Genomic DNA, 20,938 nt, shown 5'->3' on the forward strand with positions numbered 1-20,938 from the left:
GGGCCCCTGGGGTGCGCGCCCTAGGGCCCCAGGGCCCTAGGGCGCGCCTGGGAGCGATACATTGGAAATAGTAAACCGGCGAAAAGTTGATTAGGCGAAAGCCACGTTGTGTAATACTTTAACGCGCAGAGCACTGGCCACCCCAGTGCGCCGGGGCGGCCAGGACGCGCCGGCCGGGGTCCCGCGGGGCCCAATACCACCGGCCCTTAGGGCGTCATTTGTTTGAAAATCAAATAACTAGGCATAAAATGACGGTTGACTACAACGCTGCTTCGGCGGGCCTCTACCGCCCGGAGTTTGAGCACGACGCCTGCGGCACGGGCTTCATCACGTCCATCACCGGGCGCAAGTCGCACCAGATGGTGGTCGACGCGCTGACTATGTTGGAAAACATGGAGCACCGCGGCGCCTGCGGCTGCGACCACGACTCGGGCGACGGCGCGGGCCTGCTGCTGCAAATTCCGCACTGGTTCCTATTAGAGGAGTGCCTGGCCCTTGACATTCAGCTGCCCGAGCCCGGGGCCTACGGCGTGGGCCAGGCCTACTTGCCGAAGGACGCGGCCGCCCGCACCACCGCCCGGGGCCTCATCGACGTGGCCGCCTCGCAGCTGGGCCTGCGCATCCTGGGCTACCGCCCCGTGCCCGTGAACCCAGCCGGCATCGGCGTCACGGCCCTCAGCGGCGAGCCGGTGATGGAGCAGGTGTTCGTGGCGCGGCCCGTAGACGTGGCCACCACGGAGGACTTTGAGCGCAAGCTTTACGTGCTGCGCCGCCTCATCGTGCAGAACGTGAAGGAAGCCCTGCCCGGCGGCCTCGACGATTTGTACTTCGCCTCGCTCTCGTGCCAGACCATCGTCTACAAAGGCCAGCTCACTACCTACCAGGTGCGCGGCTACTTTCCCGACCTCACTGACGAGCGGGTGACGACGGCCTTCGGCCTGATTCACTCGCGCTTCTCCACCAACACGTTCCCGAGCTGGCGGCTGGCCCAGCCCTTCCGCTACCTGGCCCACAACGGCGAGATTAACACCCTGCGCGGTAACCTCAACTGGTTCTACGCCGGCCTGCGTACCTACGCCTCGCCCTTCTTCTCGGCGGAAGAAATGGCCATGCTGCTGCCCGTGATTGACGCCGGGCAGTCGGACTCGGCCTGCCTCGACAACATCGTGGAGCTGCTGCTGCACTGCGGCCGCAGCCTGCCCCACGTGCTGATGATGCTGGTGCCCGAAGCCTGGGACGGCAACGAGCAGATGGACCCGCTGAAAAAAGCCTTCTACGAGTTCCACGCCACGTTTATGGGCCCCTGGGACGGCCCCGCGGCCCTCAACTTCACCGATGGTCGGCTGGTTGGGGCCATGCTCGACCGCAACGGCCTGCGCCCGCTACGCTACGTCGTCACCAACGACGGCCGCGTGCTGGTGGCCTCCGAGGCCGGCGTGCTGCCGATTCCCGAGGAAACTATCCTGGAAAAAGGGCGCTTGCAGCCGGGTAAAATGTTCGTAGTAGACACCGTTGCCGGCGAAATCATCACCGACGCCGAAATCAAGCACCAGGCAGCCAGCCGCCAGCCCTACGGCGACTGGCTGCGCAATTACCAGATTCGGCTGGACGAGCTGGAGGAGCCCCGCCAGGTGTTTTCCGACCTCGGCGCGGCGGCCGTGCTCAAGTACCACCAGGTGTTCGGCTACTCCCGCGAAGACATCGAAACCGTCATTCTCCCGATGGCGCTGGAAGGCAAGGAAGCCATCGGCTCGATGGGCGTGGATGTGCCCCTGGCCGTGCTCTCCGACCAGCCCCAGCACCTGAGCAGCTACTTCAAGCAGTTCTTCGCTCAGGTCACCAACCCGCCCATCGACCCCATCCGCGAGCGGCTGGTGATGAGCCTGGCCACTTTTATCGGCAACAACGGCAATATCCTCGACGAGGACAAGATGCACGGGCACTGCGTGGCCCTGCGCCACCCCATTCTGGCCAACCACCAGCTCGAAAAGCTGCGCAGTATCGACACCGGCCTGTTTCACGCCAAAACGCTGCAAACCTATTTCAAGGCCGACGGCCAGCCCGGCTCGCTCGAAAGCGGCCTGGCCCGCCTCTGCCGCTACGCCGAGGACGCGGTGAACGACGGGTTCGAGGTGCTGATTCTCTCGGACCGGGCCCTGGACTCGGAGCACGCGCCGATTCCGTCGCTGCTGGCCGTGTCGGCCGTGCATCACCACCTGATTCGCATCAGCCGGCGCGGCGCGGTGGGGCTCGTGGTGGAGGCCGGCGACGTGTGGGAAGTGCACCACTTTGCCTGTTTGCTGGCCTTCGGGGCCACCGCCATCAACCCCTACCTGGCCCTGGCTACCATCAGCACCACGCATTTGGAAGGCCGGCTCGATACCATGTTGGAGGGCCCCCAGCTGGTGAAAAACTACGTGAAGGCCGTGAACGACGGTTTGCTGAAGATTTTCTCCAAGATGGGGATTTCGACCCTGCTTTCCTACCACGGGGCCCAGGTGTTCGAGATTTTGGGCCTGAACCAGGAAGTGGTAGACCGCTACTTTACCGGGGCCGTGACGCGCATCGGGGGCCTGGGGCTCGACGAAATTGCCCGTGAGACGCTGTACAAGCATTTCCAGGGGTTCCGCAGTAGCACCCCGCCCGAGCCGGAATTGCTCGGCGAGGGCGGTTTCTACCAGTGGCGGCGGCGCGGCGAGGCGCATATGTTCAATCCCGAGACGGTGCATCTGCTGCAACTGGCCACCCGCACCGGCAACTACGCTACCTACCAGCGCTACGCCAAGCTGCTCAACGAGCACCCCAGCCAAGCGTTCAGCATCCGCGGCCTGCTCGACTTTGCGCAGCACCGCGAGGCCATTCCGCTTGATGAGGTGGAGCCGGCCGCGCTGATTATGAAGCGCTTCGCCACCGGGGCCATGTCGTTCGGCTCGATTTCGCACGAGGCCCACAGCACCCTGGCCATCGCCATGAACCGCATCGGCGGCAAGAGCAACACCGGCGAGGGCGGCGAAGACCCCATGCGCTTCGAGGTGATGCCAAACGGCGACTCTATGCGCTCGGCTATCAAGCAGATTGCCTCGGCCCGCTTCGGCGTCACGGCCCACTACCTCACCAACGCCGACGAGCTGCAAATTAAGATGGCTCAGGGCGCAAAGCCCGGCGAGGGCGGGCAATTGCCGGGCCACAAGGTGGATGAGTGGATTGCCCGGGTGCGCCACGCCACGCCCGGCGTGGGCCTGATTTCGCCGCCGCCCCACCACGACATCTACTCGATTGAAGACTTAGCGCAGCTGATTTTCGACCTGAAAAACGCCAATCGCGCCGCCCGCATCAACGTGAAGCTGGTGTCGAAGGCGGGGGTGGGCACCATCGCCGCCGGCGTAGCCAAGGCCCACGCCGACGTCATCCTCATCTCCGGCTATGACGGCGGTACGGGGGCCTCACCGCTCAGCAGCATCCGCCACGCCGGCCTGCCCTGGGAGCTGGGCCTCGCCGAAGCCCACCAAACGCTGGTGCGCAATCAGCTGCGTAGCCGCGTGGTGCTACAAGCCGATGGCCAGCTTAAAACCGGCCGCGATTTGGCCGTGGCGGCGCTTTTGGGGGCCGAAGAGTGGGGCGTGGCCACGGCCGCCCTCATCGCCGGGGGCTGCGTGATGATGCGTAAGTGCCACCTCAATACCTGCCCCGTGGGCGTGGCCACCCAGGACCCCGAGCTGCGTAAGCTGTTTTCGGGTAAGCCCGAGCATATCGTCAACCTCTTCCGTTTCCTGGCCGAAGAGCTGCGCGAAATCATGGCCATGCTGGGCTTTCGCACCGTGAACGAAATGGTGGGCCGCTCGCAGTTCCTCAAGCGCCGGGCCGGCATCAGCCACTGGAAAGCCCGTCAGGTGGACCTGAGCGGGGTGCTCTACCCGGCCCCCAACCCCACCGGAGCCACGTTCTACAACAGCGAAACCCAGGACCACGGCCTCGCCGACATCCTCGACTGGCAGCTGCTGGCCCTGGCCCAGCCCGCCCTGGCCCACCAAACGCCGGTGGCCGGGGCCTTCGCCGTGCGCAACACCGACCGCACCATCGGCACGCTGCTCTCCAACGAAATCACGAAGCGCTACCACGCCGCCGGCCTGCCCGAAGGCACCATCCGGTTCGACTTCAAGGGCTCGGCGGGGCAGAGCTTCGGTGCGTTTGCGGTCAGGGGCCTGGCCTTCAGCCTGGCCGGCGAGGCCAACGACTACGTGGGCAAGGGCCTCTCGGGGGCCCAGCTAGCCATCTTCCCGGCCCCAGAAAGCACGCTGGTGCCCGAAAACAACATCATTATCGGCAACGTGGCGCTGTACGGGGCCACCTCGGGGGCCTTGTTTGCCCGCGGGCAGGCCGGCGAGCGGTTTGCCGTGCGCAACTCCGGGGCCACGGCCGTGGTGGAGGGCGTGGGCGACCACGGCTGCGAGTACATGACCGGCGGCCGGGCCCTCATTCTGGGCCAGACGGGCCGCAACTTCGCCGCCGGCATGAGCGGCGGCATCGCCTGGATTTACGACCCCGACGGCGCGTTCCCCGCCAACTGCAACCTGGAAATGGTGGAGCTGGAGGGCCTCTCGGCCGACGACGAAGACCAAATCCAGGCCCTGCTGCGTCGCCACCACGCGCTAACCGGCAGCGACAAAGCCGCCTTCCTCCTCGCCAACTGGCCCGAGGAAACCGGCCGCTTCGTCAAGGTCTTCCCTTCGGAATACAAAAAGGTGCTGCAACGGGCGCAACTGCAAGCGGCGCGGTAGGCCCCTGTTTTATGGTGAATTGTGCAAAAAAGGCCGTCATGCTTCGACTTCGCTGCGCTCCGCTCAGCATGACGGCCTAATAACCAAAAATCTAACTTTCAATATTATACCCGCAATGGGCAACATCACCGGTTTCAAGCAATACCCCCGCGAGCTGCCCGCCAAGGAGGCCCCGCAGGTGCGCACCACCAACTACCAGGAGTTCATCGGCTTGTACCCGCCCGAGGCGCTGCACCAGCAGGCGGCCCGGTGCATGAACTGCGGCATTCCGTTTTGCCACTCGGGCTGCCCGCTGGGCAATATCATCCCCGAGTTTAACGAAGCCGTGTACCGGCAGGACTGGGCCGATGCCTACCAAATCCTCACCACCACCAATAATTTCCCTGAGTTCACGGGCCGCATTTGCCCTGCGCCCTGCGAGTCGGCCTGCGTGTTGAGCATCCACAGCACGCCGGTGGCCATCGAGGAAATCGAGAAGCACATTATCGAAATTGCCTTCGAGAAAGGCTACGTGCAGCCCACCGCGCCGGTGCTGAAAACCGGCAAAACCGTGGCCGTGGTGGGCTCGGGGCCCGCCGGACTGGCGGTGGCCGCGCAGCTGGCCAAGGCCGGCCACGCCGTCACGGTGTTCGAGCGCGACGAGCGGCCCGGGGGCCTGCTGCGCTACGGCGTGCCCGATTTCAAGCTGGAAAAATGGGTAATTGACCGCCGCATCGAGTTGATGGAGAAGGACGGTATCGTGTTCCGCTGCAACACCGAAATCGGCCGCGACCTGCCCGCCGCCGAGCTTCAGCGCACCTTCGACGCCGTGGTGCTGGCCGGCGGCGCCATCGCCCCGCGCGACCTGCCGCTGCCCGGCCGCGCGCTGGCCGGCATCCACTACGCCATGGATTACCTCGGCCAGCAAAACCGCCGCGTGAGCAGCCTCCCCGTGCAGGGCCCCGACATTCTGGCCACGGACAAGCACGTGGTTGTCATTGGCAGCGGCGACACGGGCTCCGACTGCGTGGGCACCGCCAACCGCCAGCAGGCCACCGCCGTGGCCCAGTTCGCCCTCATGAACCAGCCCTCCAACGAGCGGCCGGCCCACACGCCCTGGCCGCACTACCCCACGGTGTTCCGCACCAGTAGCTCGCACGAAGAGGGCTGCCAGCGCCACTGGGGCATCAGCACTCAGGCGTTTCTGGGCGATGAGCACGGCCACGTCCGGGCCCTGCAAGTGAGCGACGTGACCTGGGAAACCGACGCCATGGGCCGCCGCCTCACCTCGGAAGAAGTGCCAAACTCGACCCGCGAAATCCCCTGCGAGCTGGTGCTGCTGGCCATGGGCTTCCACGCCAACCCCTACGAGGGCGTGCTGGCCCAGCTGGGCGTAACCGTGGAAAAGAACGGCCTCGTGCAGGCCCCCGAAACCACTTACCAAACCAACGTGCCCGGCGTGTTCGTGGCCGGCGACATGCGCCGCGGCCAGTCGCTGGTCGTCTGGGCCATTTCCGAAGGCCGCGAAGCCGCCCGCCAAATCGACCTGTTCCTAACGGGGCAAACTGCGTTGCCAAGCAAGAACGCGGTAGGCATGTTCGCGTGAGATGATTAGAAACAATTAATTGAGAAGGAGGGCACTGGAAGCATTTGTTTTCAGGGTTTTTCAGTTATTGTCTTTGTAATTCTTCTTTGCTTCTACTGATATAACCTCATCTTCTTTTAATTCATCAACTGAATTTATATATTCATAAATAATTTTGTCTTCATACTCAGGTTCTACTTTAATGTATATTTTACCCGAAGTATTGTAGTCTCTGGCTAATATTTTCCATTGAATAGGAATTATATATTCTTTAAACTTGGGTATTATATGAGCTTCGAAATATCTATTATCTTTTTGGATAAGGGGTTCATTATCTTTTGGCGTGTACGATATCTTTCCATCTTCCACATATGTCCTTTTATATTTTAGTGCCATAAGATTAATCATACCCATAGGACCTGTTCCAAGTTGGTCAAAAAATTCAATATATTCTCCAGTAATTTCTAAAGTCACTCTCCAATCCTCTATTACGACTGAGCCTTCATTAATCATAATAATTTCAAAAGAGCAAATAGCTTCATTAATTTTACCCTGTGTAATTAATGATATGTTAGCAGGGTTAAGATTATCATTCCAAGACCCAAGGCCTAATGTTCGTGGCCTAAAAAGTGCCATTTCATTACCATAATCGCTTAATCTATATTTTTTTATGGTTCTGACGCATTTAGGCTTGATGGTAAACTCTTCCTGAAAATTATTTAACAATATTTTAAAATCAAATCTAGACTTATATTGCTGATTATTAACATAATAATTGTACGTGTCCCTGTTTTCATCGATTAAATCGGCAATATCTTCCCAACAATAAAGAAGTATTTCAAATCCTCCAGACCTTGTACTTTCAATATCTTTTTCTCTTACATATTCCTCTATGCTTGAGTCCTTGTTCATGGATGAAGCAAAAATGAGGACTTTTAACTTTGGCTTGAATGATTTGGCTTTAATTATTTCTTCATTTATTTCTCTTCTTGTTAATTTAGCATCTGTATATTCATCCTTGCCCTTGCATTGAATACCCCAATAGTCAATTTCGCCATTAGGCACGCCGTAAATATCAACACCTGCCTGTAACTGCCCAGTTCGGCCATTTTTTTTGATTTTCATAGGTATCCCCCATATTTCGCCCCATAGTTTTTTGCAAAGGGATTCAAAATCTTGCCAATTCTCAGGCTTTTGAATAATTTTTTTCATGTATTCAAAAAATCAGTTTGAATTAATATGCTAATCCTGTCATCTTGTTGCGTAATACATCCTGGATATCTGGTACGCTAAACCCGCTCCCATTGTGTGAAAAGCGAATTTACTCCACCAAATCCAGCACGTCGCGCACGTCGCTAATGTGGTGCTGGGGCCCCAGGGCCATGCAGGTCACGGCGTCGCCGAAGCCGTAGGCGGCCCAGCAGGCGGGCACGCCGACGCTGCGGGCGAAGAGCAGGTCGGAGGGCGTGTCGCCGATCATCAGCATGTTGGCGGCGGGCGTGCCCAGGAAGTGCGGCTGCACGGCTTCGTAGAACATGTCGGGGGCCGGCTTCAGGGCCAAGGGCCGGTCGGGGAAGCTGCCCTCGCCCACGACGAGCGAGGCGTAGCGGCGCAAGTCGAGCCGGTCGAGCGACGTGCCCAGGGTGACGATGTTCTTGTTGCTGACGTAGGCCAGGCCGTAGCCGGCGGCTTGCAGCTCGGCCAGCACCGCGGGGGCCCCGGCGAAGGGCTGCACCAGCGGCTCGCCCTCGGCGGCGTAGATGGCGCGGTAGGCGGGCACCCAGGCCGCGACGTCGGCGGCGGGGCCGGCGGGGTGCAGCAGTTGCAGGATTTCGAGGGTGGGCAGGCCCAGGGTCATCACCTCGTCGAGGGCGGCCGGGGTGGGCACCGGCGCGCGGTGCCGGCGGAACACCTGCTGGAGGCTGTGGTAAATGGCCTGGCGGGTGTCGCACAGGGTGCCGTCGTAGTCGAAAAGTAGCGTGGAATAGGGCATGCGGCAAAGAAAAGCACGCGCCGGCCCCGCGTGGGGCCCCGGCGCGCCAAAGGTGAGGCAATGAAACCCCCGGGGGCCCCCACGGTTATACGGGGCCCCATCAAACGAACAAAAACATGGAATCCCTCAAAGGAAAAATTGCCCTGGTGACCGGCGCTGGCAAAGGCATCGGCCGCGCCACGGCCGTGGCCCTGGCCCACGAAGGCGTGCACGTGGGCCTGCTGGCCCGCACCGAAAGCCAGCTGCAAGAAGTAGCGCAGGAGCTGCAGGCCCTGGGCGTGAAAACCGCCGTGGCCGCCGCCGACGTGGCCGACCGCGCCGCCGTGGAAGCCGCCGTGGCCCAGATTCAGCAGGCCCTGGGGCCCATCGACATCCTCATCAACAACGCCGGCATCGGCACCTTCGCCAAGTTCCTCGACATGGAGCCGGCCGACTGGGAGCACATCATCCAGGTGAACCTGCTGGGCGTGTACTACGTGACGCGCGCCGTGCTGCCGAGCATGCTGGAGCGGCAAACGGGCGACATCATCAACGTGGCCTCCACGTCGGGGCAGCGCGCCTCGGCGGGCAGCAGCGCCTACAGCGCCAGCAAATTCGCCCTCATGGGCCTCACCGAAGCGCTGATGCAGGAAGTGCGCAAGCAGAACATCCGCGTGTCGGCCCTCACGCCGAGCACCGTGGCCACGGACCTGGCCATCGGCAGCGGCCTCACCGACGGCAACCCCGACAAGGTGATGCAGCCCGAAGACTTGGCCGAGTTCATGGTGGCCCAGCTCAAGCTCAACCGCCGCATCTTCATCAAGGAAGCCGGCATGTGGAGCACCAATCCGTAGGGAATGGGTATCATACTCGTTGCGAAGTGGTTGGTAACATGGAGTAGGGTGCGGGGCTTGCCCCCGCCCGTCGCTGCACGGTTGGCGCGTGCTTCGGGCAACGACAGGCGGGAGCAAGCCCCGCACCCTACTCTATGTTGCGTATAAATAAAAAGGCCGGGGCCCCCAATTAGGGGCCCCGGCCTTTTTATTTATACGCATTTCACATAGTACCCAATGGGCAAAAGAAAAGGCCGCTTTCCAGATGGAAAACGGCCTTTTAGGTAGCGGGGATAGGATTGCAACCCGCTTTTTTAGAACGACCGTAGAATGATATAAAATAGCCCTGCAATAGCCTAGAACGGCTTTTGTACCTGTCCTACGGTCGGTATGAGTAAGGACAAATACGGTATAAATCGGCTTTTTTGTCCTACGTTGTGTCCTACAATAGGACAGATGCACTACTTTTGAAACGGCAACTACAACCCGTTTCAACGTGGCAAAAATCTCCTACCTGCTGAACGCGCCAGGCGCGGATAAGCCCACCCCCATCTTTACCTTCCTGAGCTTTGACGGGCGACGGGTGAAGGTGTACGCGAACCGTTCCATTCACCCCCGGCAATGGGATGCGACCGAACGCCGTGCCCTTACCCGTGGCTACCCGCGCAACGGGGCGCTGAACGATTGGCTTGACCTGCTGGCCGACCGGCTCACTACCCGTTGCGACACCCACGCCGCTGCCGGCACCGCGCCCACGGCCGCCGAGTTACGGGCGCTGGCCGAAACCGAAGCCCCCGAACCGGAACCTGACCCCGTTGAAGCCGCTGGCCACGGCCCGGTATTCTGGCAACGATACGACGAATGGGTAAACTACACCCGTGCCGCCGGCAACGTTCGCACCGCGCAAGCCCACGCCACCGCCGGGCGACATCTACGGGAGTTTTCCGAAGCCAACGGCTACACGATTGACTTTGATACGCTCACGTCTACCGTGGGCGACCGCTGGGCGGCTTACCTGCTAAATACGGTCGACCTGACCGACAACACAATCAATAAGCATTTGGGGCGGCTCAAATCCTTTATGAAGTGGGCAGCCAAACGGGGCTACACTGAAAACACGGCACTTGACCGGGTAAGCTGGGCGCGAAGGGAGCCCGATGTAATGGCCTTATCCGTAGCCGAGCTGGGGGCCCTCGAAACTTTGCCGCTACCCGTGGGCTCCCGGTTAGAAAAAGCCCGCGCCTGGTTCCTGCTGGCCTGCTACACGGGCCTACGGTATTCCGACCTGGTGAGCATCAAGCCCCAGCACGTACGCCCCGCTACGGCCACCCTTCCGGCACACCTACGGCTGACTGCCAAGAAAACCCGCGCCGTGGTGAACGTACCCCTGAGCGCCGCCGCCCTGGGCATTGTGAACCGCCTACTGGCTGGGGAGCTGGCCAGCATCAAAAGCCAACCCATTACCAACCCCGTGCTGAACCGGTTCCTAAAGGAGCTGGGGCAACTGGCCGGCATTGATTCGCCCGTTGAAGTGATACGCTACCGGGGCGGGGTTGCCGACGTGGCCACGGCCCCGAAATACGAACGCCTGACCGTTCACACGGCCCGCCGTACGTTCGTTACCCTGAACCTGGGGAAGGGTATGAGTGCCGAGTTTGTGATGAAGCTGACCGGGCACACGTCCTACAAATCCTTTCAGCGGTACGTGAACCTTACGCCCCAGCGGGTAGCGGAAGAATTCGCCCGGTTCCACGAAATGCCGGAATAGGCAGACAAAACCGGACACCCCAACGCGCCCGCGCAAAGCTGGCAAGGTTGTATTATTACCCCAAACAAAGAGCTGGCAAGCTATGAATACACCTGTTCAATCCGCCGGGGAGCCGGCCGGCCTTATTCGCAAGTATTACCCCAGCTTGGGGGAGCATTTACCTTCGCCCACCTTGCCGGACTTAGCAGCGGAATGGTATTCCGACCTATCTCGACTAGGTATAGAAGACCTTGATTACTATGTTGCTGAACGGTACGAACGGGCAAGTAATAAAGCAGAGTTTACGGACTGTGTAGCTATGTTGCTAGCTGAGGTTGAGCAACACGCTCACTTACCTGGTTACGGCTACCGGCGGCATTACCCCCCTGACTACCTGACCCCTGAGCGGGAAGCGGAAATAGTAGCTAGCGGGCGGGCTACGTTGCGGGCCGTGCGGGAATGGCATACGCGGGCCATTCTTTCGCTAGTAGAACAGTTCTTAGACCGCGCCCGTAAAATTGAGCTGTGGCAAAATGACCGGCACCAATTGACTACCCGTGAGGGGGGGCTTGAGGAATGGGGAGAGGAATACGCTGTGTTGCTAATGGCTTTGCGGCGGGCCGTTCCCACCGCCAAAAAGCAACTATTGCGAGCCGCCTACACTGAGTTAAAGCAACTACTACCCACCTTAGCAGCAAGCCGCCCGTTAAAATGGCAACGGCTTCACGATGAGGGATACCCGTTCTTTTCAAGTTCTCTAACGGCTACGTACCCTTATTCAGAATTCGTCCCATTGCGTCCCACGCAAACCACCACAAGCCAAATAACAGAATTCTTTTTTCAGTACCTACACCTACACCTGTTTCAAAAAGAGTGGCACGTATGGCAGGCGCTAATTCTGCTGGCTGGGGCGTTAGGTGAAGCGGCCCCGCCCACGCCGGCAACCTTTCAGGAAAAGCAAGCGGCGGCCGCTCCCCACCTCGACACGCCCGCGCCCGCCTCACTACGGCCTGAACTACCTGAAAAGCCTACGGCCGCGCTGACCGTTGCCGAATTGTGCTGTAATGGGTTCGCCCCGCCCAACCTGAACGACCTACTGAAAAGGCTAAAGGTAATTGATACTGACGGTAACTGTTTGACCAATAAATTATTGGGTAAGGCACAAGGTAAGCGGGGCGCATTTACGGCGGCATACCGGGTACTGCATCGGGCGGGGTTGTTGGCTCCCACGGCAACCGATAAAGTGTGGGCCGACGCTTTCAAAAAAGAATATGATGCTAACCTGGGGGCCGATGTTATTGCCCACCAACTGACCCCACACGGCCAAGCTCCCACGTCGGCACCCGGCCCGTTTCAAAGTGCCGTTGCCGACGCTATCGAATGGGTGAACGAACGGAAAGCCGCTGCTAAACCCCCCTTTATTGCCCCCTAATGCCCTTTATTGCCCCCCATCGGTAATAAAGGGCATTAGAACTTGTCGCTTTGCATCACCCGACCGGTACACACACCCGGCGGGCCGTTGCAAATGCAAGCTGTTATTCCCGTAGGCTTTACCTACGACCAAATGAAGGAGGACATTCGGGCTATTGTCCGCTACGAACTCACCAACGCCCCAGCGGCCCCCGCCGGCCCGCCCACGGCCCCGGCCGATGAACTACTAAGCATTCGGGAAGCGGCTACCCTGCTGGGCGTAACCGTGCAAACCGTCCACGAATGGAAGCGGCGCGGGCTGCTGAAGTATCATAAGCTAGGTAGCCGCAGTTACCTGAAAAGGGCCGACGTGTCAGCAGCGTTACAGGGCCACCAGCGCACGGTGAAAACGGGAAAGGGGGGCGGCCGTGCATAACACCGAACTGCTACTCGACCAGGGCACGGCCTTTTTCATCCTGAGACACTACCGGTACCGCGTCGCCCTGATTCGCAAGCGTGATTGGTCGGCCGCGCCGGAGGGGGCGTTCATCATCATTCAGGGCGACTGCGAAGGCGTTGACCGTGGCCAGCGCATTTTCTGGCCCGGCTACGTGGTGAAGAACACCCTGCACACCCGCAATGGCTCCCTGGTTTTCCGGCCGTGCTACCCGCGCCCGGGGGATGATGAAGCGTTCACGTTCGGCAAGGATGAAATAAAGCGCCTTTACTGGCCGCTGGCCGCGCCGGAGCCCGCCGCCGTGCCCGGCCCTGACCAACTCGACCCCGCCCCGGTCAGCAAACCGAAAGGGAGCCCGCGCCGTGGGTAAGCTGATGTATAGAATCAGCATGTCAGGTCGGGCGCTGCTGGCGACCCGGCCGGGGCTGGCCGTATTTCTGGCGGGTTTGCCTCACCTGAACCTGAGCGACACCGGCCGCCGCAACGTGGCCCGGCGCTTCGCCCTGACCGATGCCGAGCTGGCCGATGCGCTGGCCGCCGCCGGGCAACACGGGCACCGGCTATGAATGCGCCCCCGCTGGCCGCCGCCCTGCTGGCCGCCGGGCCCGACGCGCTGCGCTGCCTATTTACGGAAGCCCTACCCACGCGGGCCGTGCTGCTGGCTAATCTGGCCGCTGGCTGGCCCGATGCCGACGCGGCTACCCACGGCCCGGCCCTCGATGCACTGCTGGCCGCCGGGCACCTGTTGCCGAGCGTTTCGACGCGGGGCCGCTACCGGCTGGCCAGCGAAGTATTTGACGGGTACGAAAGCAGGAAAGAAGCAGTAATAAAACCGCCCGCCCCAGCGCCCGCAATCGAAATAGAACCGGAACGGCTGGCCCCGCCGCTGTTCAGCTATTTCCGGGGGCCGATAAGCAACCCAACCCCCCACGCGGCTATCACACCGGCCCAACTGCACACGGTACTGATTTCGCCCCGGCACCGCGCCCAAACCGAAGCCCTACGCGCCGCCCCCGTGGGCAGCCCCCAGCGAGCCGAGCTAAAAAAGGGACTCGACTACGTAACGCCGGCCGGCACCTTCGCCCGCCGCGCCAACGATGCGCTGGCCGAACCGTCGGGCCTGTTGGTGCTGGATTTTGACCATGTGCGCGACTTGGCCGCCGCCCGCGCCGCCCTGCTGACCGATGCCGAGCTGGCCCCTGAACTGGTGCTCCTGTTCACCAGCCCCAGCGGCGACGGACTGAAAGCCCTGGTGAGAACCGACCCCGCCGCCGGCCACCTCGACAACTTCCGCGCTTACGCGGCCTACCTGGGGCGCACGTACGGCCCGCTGGGGCTGACCCCCGACGAAGCCGGCAAGGACGTGGCCCGCGCCTGTTTCGTGCCTTATGCCCCCGATGCCTGGCTGGCCCCTGCTTACGCCCGCACGGCTTGAAACCCTACAAAACCCTACCTTTTAAGCTGGCAACAATGGATATTAACAAGCTACGGGCGGCCACGCCCGCCGACCCCGACCCGCCCAAAACTGACCCAACCCCGCGCCCACCCGCGCCCGGTCTTACTCCGACTGACGCGGCGGCCTGGTGCTACGAACAACACACCGCCCACCACGGCCAGCCGCCCGTTCCTGGGGGCGGCCATAACCACTGGCTAACGGGCTTCACCAAGCTTTGCAACGAACGCGGGGCCGACCTACCCGACGTGCTGGCCCTTGCCCTCGACACGGCCCCGGCCGGGCATGATACGGGCAAGATAGAGGCTACCGTAACGGGCATTTACCGCCGCGAAGCCGCCGCCCACGGTAGCAAGCCCTACACCGCCCCCGGCCAGCACGGGAGCGGCAATAAAGTGGGTTCCGATGCCTATTCCGGACAAAAGGAAAACGGCCCGGCCGCGCCCCTTCCCGACACGTTCCCGGCGGCCGTGTACGACGCGCTACCCGACTACCTACGGCGCTGCTGTGAGCGGTTCGACGGGCACGAACGCGCCGTCATGCTGCTGGGCACGTTGGCCGTGTTGTCGGGCTGTTTCCCGGCCGTGGGCGGCACCTACGCCAAGCGCCGGTACGGGCTGAACCTGTTTGCGTTCATCATTGCCCCGGCGGCCAGCGGCAAGGGTACGCTGGGCTGGGCGCGGCGGCTGGCCCAACCGTATCACAAGATGCTGACCGATGCCAGCAAGGCCGCCCGCCTCGACTACGATGCCGACCTGGCCGCCTACAAAAACGCCGGCAAGGCAAAGGCCAGCCTGACCCCGCCGCCGGCCGCCCCGCCGCCTTACAAGCTGCTGTACTTGCCCGGCAACACTACGGCCGCCGCCCTGCAAACGGCGCTGGCCGAAAACGACGGGCGCGGCATCATGTGCGAAACGGAAGCCGACACCCTGACCGGGGCGCTGGGGGCCGACTTCGGGAATTTCAGCGACGTGTTACGGAAAGCCTTTCAGCACGAACCCATTTCGCTGCTACGCAAAACCGACCGCCAACACCTCGACCTGGCCCGGCCCGCCCTGAGCATTGCCCTGACCGGTACCCCCGGCCAGCTCCCCCGGCTGATGCCCACGGCGGAAGATGGATTGGTGAGCCGGTTCCTGTTCTACACCTTCGCCCAAACGCCCACCTGGCAGGACGTGAGCCCCAGCGCCGGCCCGGCCCTCGACCCCTACTTTGACGCGCTGGGGCAAGAGCTAACGCGCATGATTGCGGCCGCTCCTGAAGCGCCCGACGAAGCCAGCACGTACCCCGTAGAAATTACCCTGACCCCGGCCGACTGGCAACGGGTGAACGAAGCCGGGGCCGCCGGCCTTGACGAAGCCCTGACCGTGGGCGGCGGGGCCGGCGGAAGTTCAGCCTTCCGGCTGGGGCTGATTGCCTGGCGAGTGGCCGGCCTGCTAACCGTGCTGCGCTGCTTTGAGAACGGCGAAGCGCCCGCCGGCCGGCTGCTGGCTGACCCGGTCGACGTGGGTACCGCCCTGGCTATTATGGACACGGCCCGCGCCCACGCCTTAGCCGTGCTGGCCAGTTTACCCGCCCCCGCCGGTACCGCCCACGCGGGCCGCTATGCCGCCAAAGCCGGACAGGAAGCGAAGGTGAAAGAGCTACACGCCGCCGGCCTGAGCGTTCGGGCCGTTGCCGAGTTGGTGGGCGTACCTAAATCCACGGTAAGCCGCTGGCTGGCCTAGTGTCCCATTTGTCCCACGTCCCAAAAACGGGACGGGACACTTTTGGGACACTAATTCTAAACCCCCCGAATTGGTGGTATTTGAAACCGCCCTACCCCGCCGGTACACTTTCGGGCCACCAATCCAAAACTGGATTCTGCCCTCGCTAAAAGCAAAACAGCTTTCTGCCCCCTCACCAATTCAACACTGAATCCAGCACCCATCCCATGCGACAGTTTATTTTAGAAACCATCAAGGCCGAAACCCCGCTGGCCCACCTGTTCAACGCTTACATGAAAGGGCTTTCCACGGTGGAAATATTCAGTACGCCCCGCGAATCCATGCGCCTGTGCCGGGAGCTGTTCACCGCCGCCCCCCCGGCCAGTAGCAGACGGGAAGCCAACGCGGAACCGCCCGCCCTTTCCATTGTGAGCCAAGCCCAACGCTACTACGAGCTAACGGTACTGAGCAACGCCCTGAACGCCCTACACGGCCACGTACAAGGCGCGGCCGACCTGCTGGCCACGTTCTTCACTGACTACGGCGGCGACCTGCTGGCCTATGCCACCGCCAACCGTCGGCACCTGCTGAACGAGTACGGCGACGGGGAAGAGGCCGACTGGTACCACACCGGCACGGGCGACCCCGACGCGGGCGAAGGGTGGGAAGTAACCGACACCACCGACCCCGCCCGCCTCGCTGAGTATAGCCTACACCGGGAGCTGGCCCGATTCTTTCCCGACCCCGAAAGCCACGGGGAATATATCGGCACCAGCGGGCCGGAAGACTTCGCCCGGTACACGGCCAGCGTCGCCAATCAAACGGCCTACTGTATCCGCAAGATGTTTGCCGCCGTGGCCCACGTCGACATACCCCTCTATCGGCCAGATGAAACCGGCCAGATGATACCCATCCCGGTAATTGACCAAATAGAGCGGGAGCTGAATGAGGACGTAGCCAACGAACGGCTGGCCGGTTATTTCTGCGCTGTGCTGAACGCGGGCCAACAGTTGGCCGTGCTACACGCCACCATGCCGCCCGATGACCTACGCGGCTACCGGGTGCTACGGGAGTGCCTGAATAGTATGCTGGCCGTGGAGATGGCAGCCCACCCGCCGTTTTAGGGGCGGGGGGTAGGGGGTCAACTTCTTAAACGATACCACCCTGGGAAACCAATGTATCCCCCCAAAAAGACATACGTGCATAATTCAACCCCCAAAAGTTAGGGCCGCTTTCTTGCTTTAACCTTGCTTTTTTCACCTAACCCCTTCTGTTATGGCTGCTGGCCGACCTCTGAAACCCACCGCATTAAAAAGGCTTGGCGGCACGTTGCAGCTGTGCCGCACCAACGCCCACGAACCCGTGTCGGCCGTGCTGCTACCCACCCCGCCCGCCTGGCTGAGCGACAAGGCCCGGCAATACTGGGCCGAAATCGGGGCCGTACTGCTGGACATGAAGCTGTGCACCGTCGCCGACGGGCCGGCGCTGCAACTGCTGACCGAAACGCTGGCCGAATGGGCGGAAGCCCGCCAAGCCGTGCACACCAAAGGGCTTGTCTACGAAACGAAAATGGTAACCGGCGACATCATGCAGCGCCCCGTGCCAGAAGTGGCAATTGCCTCCGATGCCATGAAGCGGAGCTTGCGGATGCTGGCCGAATTCGGGCTGACCCCGGCCAGTAGGGGAAAGGTTTCCGCCTTGGGAGACGACGACGGCCTTGACCCCTTCGCCCAAATGCTGGAAGATATGAAAGGATAACACGGCCTTGTGCCCCCGTCCACGAAAAAGCCCCGCGCCCTCACTGCTGAGGAACGCGGGGCTTTTGCCGTTGGGTCGAGCTGGCAACTACAAACCTGGCGGGCTGATGCAAATATACGCGGGCCGGCTCTGCTGATTCTCCCTTATCCATCCGGCAAAACGAGCGGCTGGGCCCGGCCCTAAAGCGGGCGCTTCATTCTATCGAACGGCGGGGCGTTATTACTGCCACGTTGGTAGGGGGTCGGCTGAATTTGTCCTATGAAGTGTCCTATGGACAAAAGAAAAGGCCGTTTCCAATATGGAAACGGCCTTTTAGGTAGCGGGGATAGGACTCGAACCTATGACCTTTGGGTTATGAGCCCAACGAGCTACCAACTGCTCCACCCCGCACTGTTTGTAATACAAAGGTAATACAAATTTTAAGAAAAGCGGCAAAATGTGCGCAATTGGCGCGGCGGCCAGGCCGAGACGGTGAGTATCAGCGCGAAAAAATGCAACAACGGGGATGAAGCGGCTATTTTTGCGGGTCTTTTCGTCGTTTATGCCCGCTCCTAGCTCTTCGCCCCGCCCCGCCGCCCTGGGTTTTATTTTCGTCACCGTACTCATCGACGTCATTGGGTTGGGTATCATCATTCCGGTGCTGCCCAAGCTGCTGGAGCAGCTCACGGGCGAGGGCATCAGCCGGGTGTCGTTGTATGCGGGGTGGCTGTCGTTTGCTTACGCGGGGGCCCAGTTTGTGTGCGCGCCGGTGGTGGGGGCCCTCAGCGACCGGCTGGGGCGGCGGCCGGTGCTGCTGGCCGCGTTACTGGGCCTGGGGCTTGATTACGTGTTTCTTAGCTTCGCGCCCACGCTGGCCTGGCTATTTGTGGGCCGGGTGCTGGCGGGCATCACGGGGGCCAGCTTCACCACGGCCACGGCCTACATCGCCGACATCAGCACGCCCGAAAAGCGCAGCCAGAACTTTGGCTTGGTGGGGGCGGCCTTTGGGGTGGGCTTCATCATCGGGCCGGCACTGGGCGGATTGCTGGCTACCTGGGGGGCCCGGGTGCCGTTCATGGCCGCGGCGGTCCTGAGCCTGGTTAACTTCTGCTACGGCTACTTCGTGCTGCCCGAGTCGTTGCCCGCCGAGCGGCGGCGGCCCTTTGCTTGGGCCCGCGCCAACCCTGTGGCCTCGCTGCTGCGGCTGGGGCGCTACCCGGTCATCCTGGGGCTGGTGGCCTCGCTGGTGCTCATCTACTTGGCGGGCTCGGCCACGCAGTCTGTCTGGACGTTCTACACCATTTATAAGTTTGGCTGGGGCACTAAGCTGGTGGGCTACTCGCTGGGCGCAGTGGGTTTGTTTACGGCCCTGGTGCAGGGCGGGCTGGTGCGGGTGGCCATCCCGAAGCTAGGGGCCCCGCGCGCCATTGTGGTGGGGCTGCTGTGCTACGCAGTTGGTTTTGTGCTGTTTGCCTTCGCCACGCGGGGCTGGATGATGTTCGCCTTTTTAGTGCCGTATTGCCTGGGCGGCATTGCGGGGCCGGCGTTGCAGGGCACCATTTCGGGCCAGGTGCCGCCCACCGAGCAGGGCGAGCTGCAAGGGGCCCTCACCAGCCTCATCAGCCTTACCGGCGTGGCGGGACCCCTGCTGATGACGCACTTGTTCGCCGCTTTCACCGGGCCCGGGGCCCCGGTCGAATTTCCAGGGGCCCCGTTTGTGCTCGGGGCCGTGCTCACGGTGGCCAGCGCCGCCTTGGCTGTGCGCACGCTGCGCAAATACCCCGCAGCTACTGCGGCGGCCACTGGCCCGGTAACCGCCGCGCTGCACTAATTCTGGAGAAGACTCATTTTTGCTGTCCTGCTATCCTATTTTATCCATTTAGAATAGTGGTCTAAAGTGGGGTGATTCGGCGACTTTTTCCGTCGTCGGACCACTCTTGCGCTGACCCGGAGCCGCTGTTCTTTTGGTAAGAGCAGCCTGACGAAGCCCTTCGGGTAATTCGCTGGACCATGCCGTCTTAGACCACTGCCATCCGTCTTTATATCTATACCTGATGCCATGCCCTTGCTTGACGTCGTGCATCGCGCCGACCTCGGCATCCTGTTGGGCCGCTGGGGCTACCAGCCCGATCCGGTGGCCCTGCCCGCCGCCTACGCGCACCTCACGGCCCACGCCCACGCCGCCAATTGCCGCTACTGGCTACAGGACATCCGCCGCCGTGCCTCCAACGACCCGTCCATCACCGCGCGGCTGGGCCCTCAGTTGTGCGTGGCCTACCTCACCAGCCCGGCCCTGCACCAGTCGATTCGCGAAGCTCCCGGCTTTGCCGACGTGGACGCCTACGCGGGCCGGCCGTTCGCAGTGGCCTTCTTTAGCGACGAGGGCGCGGCCGTGGCGTGGCTGCACGCGCAGCAGCAAAGCCAGGGCGTAGCGGGCGGGTAAAATTAGAATTAATTAAAAATTAAAAATGATGGTTCTTGGAGGCTTTTAGTGGAGCTGAGGCAACTTGAGCATTTATTGTGGCATAAATTACTGAAATTAAATAGGTTATGATTCATTGCTTATCCGCTAGGTAACTGCTCCACTAAAAATCTCTAAGAACCAAAATGATGAATTAAAAACTTGGCCGTCAGATTTTTAATTCATCATTTTTAATTAATTCCGAAGAATGCACTGGCTCGGCAACCGCCACCCAAGGCGTTGCTGGGGAAATTACTGGGCCCCCAGCGCGTGGTGGCGGTGCGGGCCAGGGCCAGCCAGGAAAACAACCCAGGCAGCCCCCGGTAAGCCGCTTGCGCTTGGCCCGTGAATGCCCGATTGGGCCAGCTATAAAAATATTTTTGGTACGGGAGATACTTATTACGATTGTTTCGTAGATTTACGAAACAATCGTAATACGACCTGATGGAACGCCTTACCCAACCCGAAGAAGATGCCCTACTGGCCCTGTGGCCCCTGCCCGGCGGGGCTTTTGTGAAGGACGTGCTCGACGGCCTGCCCGCCCCGCGCCCGCCCTATACCACCCTGGCCAGCACCCTGCGCAACCTGGAGCGCAAGGGCTACGTGCACGCCGAGAAGCTCGGCAACTCCTTTCGCTTCAGTACCTTGGTGTCGGCCGAAGATTACCAGCGCCGCTCGCTGGGAGCTCTGGTGAAGGAGCACTTCCGCGATTCATATAAGGAGCTGGTGTCCTTTTTTGCGAAGGAGGAAAAGATCAGCGCCGCCGATTTGCAGGACATTCTCCGCCTCATCGAGGGCGGCGATAAAAAGGCCGAGTAGC

At 61.4% G+C, this 20,938-nt stretch carries 17 protein-coding genes and 1 tRNA gene; 15 read left to right on the top strand and 3 right to left on the bottom strand.

Annotation, left to right across the window (positions count from 1 at the left end; all coding sequences use genetic code 11):
- Positions 1–248 precede the first annotated feature (248 nt).
- Together gltB and DDQ68_RS16140 are read left to right on the top strand one after the other, a co-directional pair.
- A complete protein-coding gene (gene gltB / locus DDQ68_RS16135; protein WP_109657225.1) occupies positions 249–4,778 on the top strand; it encodes a glutamate synthase large subunit in 4,530 nt (1,509 codons plus the stop codon).
- A gap of 115 nt (positions 4,779–4,893) precedes the next feature.
- Positions 4,894–6,363, top strand: a complete 1,470-nt coding sequence (locus DDQ68_RS16140) for a glutamate synthase subunit beta (protein WP_109657226.1) — start codon at positions 4,894–4,896, stop codon at positions 6,361–6,363.
- Positions 6,364–6,423: 60 nt separating this feature from the next.
- Here DDQ68_RS16140 and DDQ68_RS22975 read toward each other — a convergent pair whose 3' ends face one another.
- Positions 6,424–7,554, bottom strand: coding sequence for a hypothetical protein (locus DDQ68_RS22975; RefSeq protein ID WP_162550167.1), 1,131 nt, complete (start codon positions 7,552–7,554; stop codon positions 6,424–6,426).
- 109 nt (positions 7,555–7,663) lie between these two features.
- Positions 7,664–8,335 (bottom strand): HAD family hydrolase, encoded by a 672-nt coding sequence (locus tag DDQ68_RS16145; protein ID WP_109657227.1) that lies wholly within the window; start codon positions 8,333–8,335, stop codon positions 7,664–7,666.
- Positions 8,336–8,451: 116 nt separating this feature from the next.
- Here DDQ68_RS16145 and DDQ68_RS16150 point away from each other — a divergent pair, with 116 nt between their 5' ends.
- From DDQ68_RS16150 to DDQ68_RS16190, 10 genes are all read left to right on the top strand, one after another.
- On the top strand, positions 8,452–9,168 hold the full coding sequence (locus tag DDQ68_RS16150) for a 3-ketoacyl-ACP reductase (protein WP_109657228.1): 717 nt from the start codon (positions 8,452–8,454) through the stop codon (positions 9,166–9,168).
- Between the two features lie 475 nt (positions 9,169–9,643).
- On the top strand, positions 9,644–10,915 hold the full coding sequence (locus DDQ68_RS16155) for a tyrosine-type recombinase/integrase (RefSeq protein ID WP_109657229.1): 1,272 nt from the start codon (positions 9,644–9,646) through the stop codon (positions 10,913–10,915).
- 82 nt (positions 10,916–10,997) lie between these two features.
- Positions 10,998–12,326 (top strand): hypothetical protein, encoded by a 1,329-nt coding sequence (locus DDQ68_RS16160; RefSeq protein WP_162550168.1) that lies wholly within the window; start codon positions 10,998–11,000, stop codon positions 12,324–12,326.
- Positions 12,327–12,419: 93 nt separating this feature from the next.
- Complete coding sequence (locus tag DDQ68_RS16165) at positions 12,420–12,740, top strand: helix-turn-helix domain-containing protein (protein ID WP_109657231.1); 321 nt, start codon at positions 12,420–12,422, stop codon at positions 12,738–12,740.
- Positions 12,733–13,131, top strand: coding sequence for a hypothetical protein (locus tag DDQ68_RS16170; RefSeq protein ID WP_109657232.1), 399 nt, complete (start codon positions 12,733–12,735; stop codon positions 13,129–13,131). The genes DDQ68_RS16165 and DDQ68_RS16170 overlap by 8 nt, the downstream gene beginning before the upstream one ends.
- A gap of 4 nt (positions 13,132–13,135) precedes the next feature.
- Positions 13,136–13,327: a hypothetical protein gene (locus tag DDQ68_RS22980; protein WP_162550169.1), complete on the top strand. Its 192-nt coding sequence runs from the start codon at positions 13,136–13,138 to the stop codon at positions 13,325–13,327.
- Positions 13,324–14,196 (top strand): BT4734/BF3469 family protein, encoded by an 873-nt coding sequence (locus DDQ68_RS16175; protein ID WP_109657233.1) that lies wholly within the window; start codon positions 13,324–13,326, stop codon positions 14,194–14,196. Before DDQ68_RS22980 ends, DDQ68_RS16175 begins: the two co-directional genes overlap by 4 nt.
- Before the next feature lie 35 nt (positions 14,197–14,231).
- Complete coding sequence (locus DDQ68_RS16180; RefSeq protein WP_109657234.1) at positions 14,232–15,941, top strand: DUF3987 domain-containing protein; 1,710 nt, start codon at positions 14,232–14,234, stop codon at positions 15,939–15,941.
- A 206-nt stretch (positions 15,942–16,147) separates the two neighbouring features.
- On the top strand, positions 16,148–17,044 hold the full coding sequence (locus DDQ68_RS16185) for a hypothetical protein (protein ID WP_109657235.1): 897 nt from the start codon (positions 16,148–16,150) through the stop codon (positions 17,042–17,044).
- Positions 17,045–17,195: 151 nt separating this feature from the next.
- Complete coding sequence (locus DDQ68_RS16190) at positions 17,196–17,678, top strand: phage terminase small subunit P27 family (RefSeq protein WP_109657236.1); 483 nt, start codon at positions 17,196–17,198, stop codon at positions 17,676–17,678.
- Positions 17,679–17,995: 317 nt separating this feature from the next.
- Here the strand turns inward: DDQ68_RS16190 and DDQ68_RS16195 are convergent.
- Positions 17,996–18,068, bottom strand: a tRNA-Met gene (locus DDQ68_RS16195).
- A gap of 151 nt (positions 18,069–18,219) precedes the next feature.
- Between DDQ68_RS16195 and DDQ68_RS16200 the strand changes: the two genes are divergently transcribed.
- The 3 genes from DDQ68_RS16200 (at position 18,220) to DDQ68_RS16210 (ending at position 20,937) form a co-directional block, all read left to right on the top strand.
- Complete coding sequence (locus tag DDQ68_RS16200) at positions 18,220–19,488, top strand: TCR/Tet family MFS transporter (protein ID WP_109657237.1); 1,269 nt, start codon at positions 18,220–18,222, stop codon at positions 19,486–19,488.
- Between the two features lie 228 nt (positions 19,489–19,716).
- The gene (locus DDQ68_RS16205) at positions 19,717–20,100 is read left to right on the top strand and encodes a hypothetical protein (protein WP_109657238.1); all 384 of its coding nucleotides are present in this window, start codon (positions 19,717–19,719) and stop codon (positions 20,098–20,100) included.
- A gap of 462 nt (positions 20,101–20,562) precedes the next feature.
- Positions 20,563–20,937 (top strand): BlaI/MecI/CopY family transcriptional regulator, encoded by a 375-nt coding sequence (locus DDQ68_RS16210; RefSeq protein WP_109657239.1) that lies wholly within the window; start codon positions 20,563–20,565, stop codon positions 20,935–20,937.
- The last annotated feature ends 1 nt before the right edge of the window (position 20,938 follow it).

Source organism: Hymenobacter nivis (assembly GCF_003149515.1).
GTDB classification, from domain to species: Bacteria; Bacteroidota; Bacteroidia; order Cytophagales; family Hymenobacteraceae; genus Hymenobacter; species Hymenobacter nivis.

Excerpts from the sequence above, each read along its gene's own strand:
- DDQ68_RS16200 (WP_109657237.1), top strand. The coding sequence starts at position 18,220 with ATGCCCGCTCCTAGCTCTTCGCCCCGCCCCGCCGCCCTGGGTTTTATT.
- DDQ68_RS16165 (WP_109657231.1), top strand. The coding sequence starts at position 12,420 with ATGCAAGCTGTTATTCCCGTAGGCTTTACCTACGACCAAATGAAGGAG.
- DDQ68_RS22980 (WP_162550169.1), top strand. The coding sequence starts at position 13,136 with ATGTATAGAATCAGCATGTCAGGTCGGGCGCTGCTGGCGACCCGGCCG.
- DDQ68_RS16180 (WP_109657234.1), top strand. The coding sequence starts at position 14,232 with ATGGATATTAACAAGCTACGGGCGGCCACGCCCGCCGACCCCGACCCG.
- DDQ68_RS16145 (WP_109657227.1), bottom strand. The coding sequence starts at position 8,335 with ATGCCCTATTCCACGCTACTTTTCGACTACGACGGCACCCTGTGCGAC.
- DDQ68_RS16140 (WP_109657226.1), top strand. The coding sequence starts at position 4,894 with ATGGGCAACATCACCGGTTTCAAGCAATACCCCCGCGAGCTGCCCGCC.
- DDQ68_RS16205 (WP_109657238.1), top strand. The coding sequence starts at position 19,717 with ATGCCCTTGCTTGACGTCGTGCATCGCGCCGACCTCGGCATCCTGTTG.
- gltB (WP_109657225.1), top strand. The coding sequence starts at position 249 with ATGACGGTTGACTACAACGCTGCTTCGGCGGGCCTCTACCGCCCGGAG.
- DDQ68_RS22975 (WP_162550167.1), bottom strand. The coding sequence starts at position 7,554 with ATGAAAAAAATTATTCAAAAGCCTGAGAATTGGCAAGATTTTGAATCC.
- DDQ68_RS16190 (WP_109657236.1), top strand. The coding sequence starts at position 17,196 with ATGGCTGCTGGCCGACCTCTGAAACCCACCGCATTAAAAAGGCTTGGC.
- DDQ68_RS16160 (WP_162550168.1), top strand. The coding sequence starts at position 10,998 with ATGAATACACCTGTTCAATCCGCCGGGGAGCCGGCCGGCCTTATTCGC.
- DDQ68_RS16185 (WP_109657235.1), top strand. The coding sequence starts at position 16,148 with ATGCGACAGTTTATTTTAGAAACCATCAAGGCCGAAACCCCGCTGGCC.
- DDQ68_RS16150 (WP_109657228.1), top strand. The coding sequence starts at position 8,452 with ATGGAATCCCTCAAAGGAAAAATTGCCCTGGTGACCGGCGCTGGCAAA.
- DDQ68_RS16175 (WP_109657233.1), top strand. The coding sequence starts at position 13,324 with ATGAATGCGCCCCCGCTGGCCGCCGCCCTGCTGGCCGCCGGGCCCGAC.
- DDQ68_RS16210 (WP_109657239.1), top strand. The coding sequence starts at position 20,563 with ATGGAACGCCTTACCCAACCCGAAGAAGATGCCCTACTGGCCCTGTGG.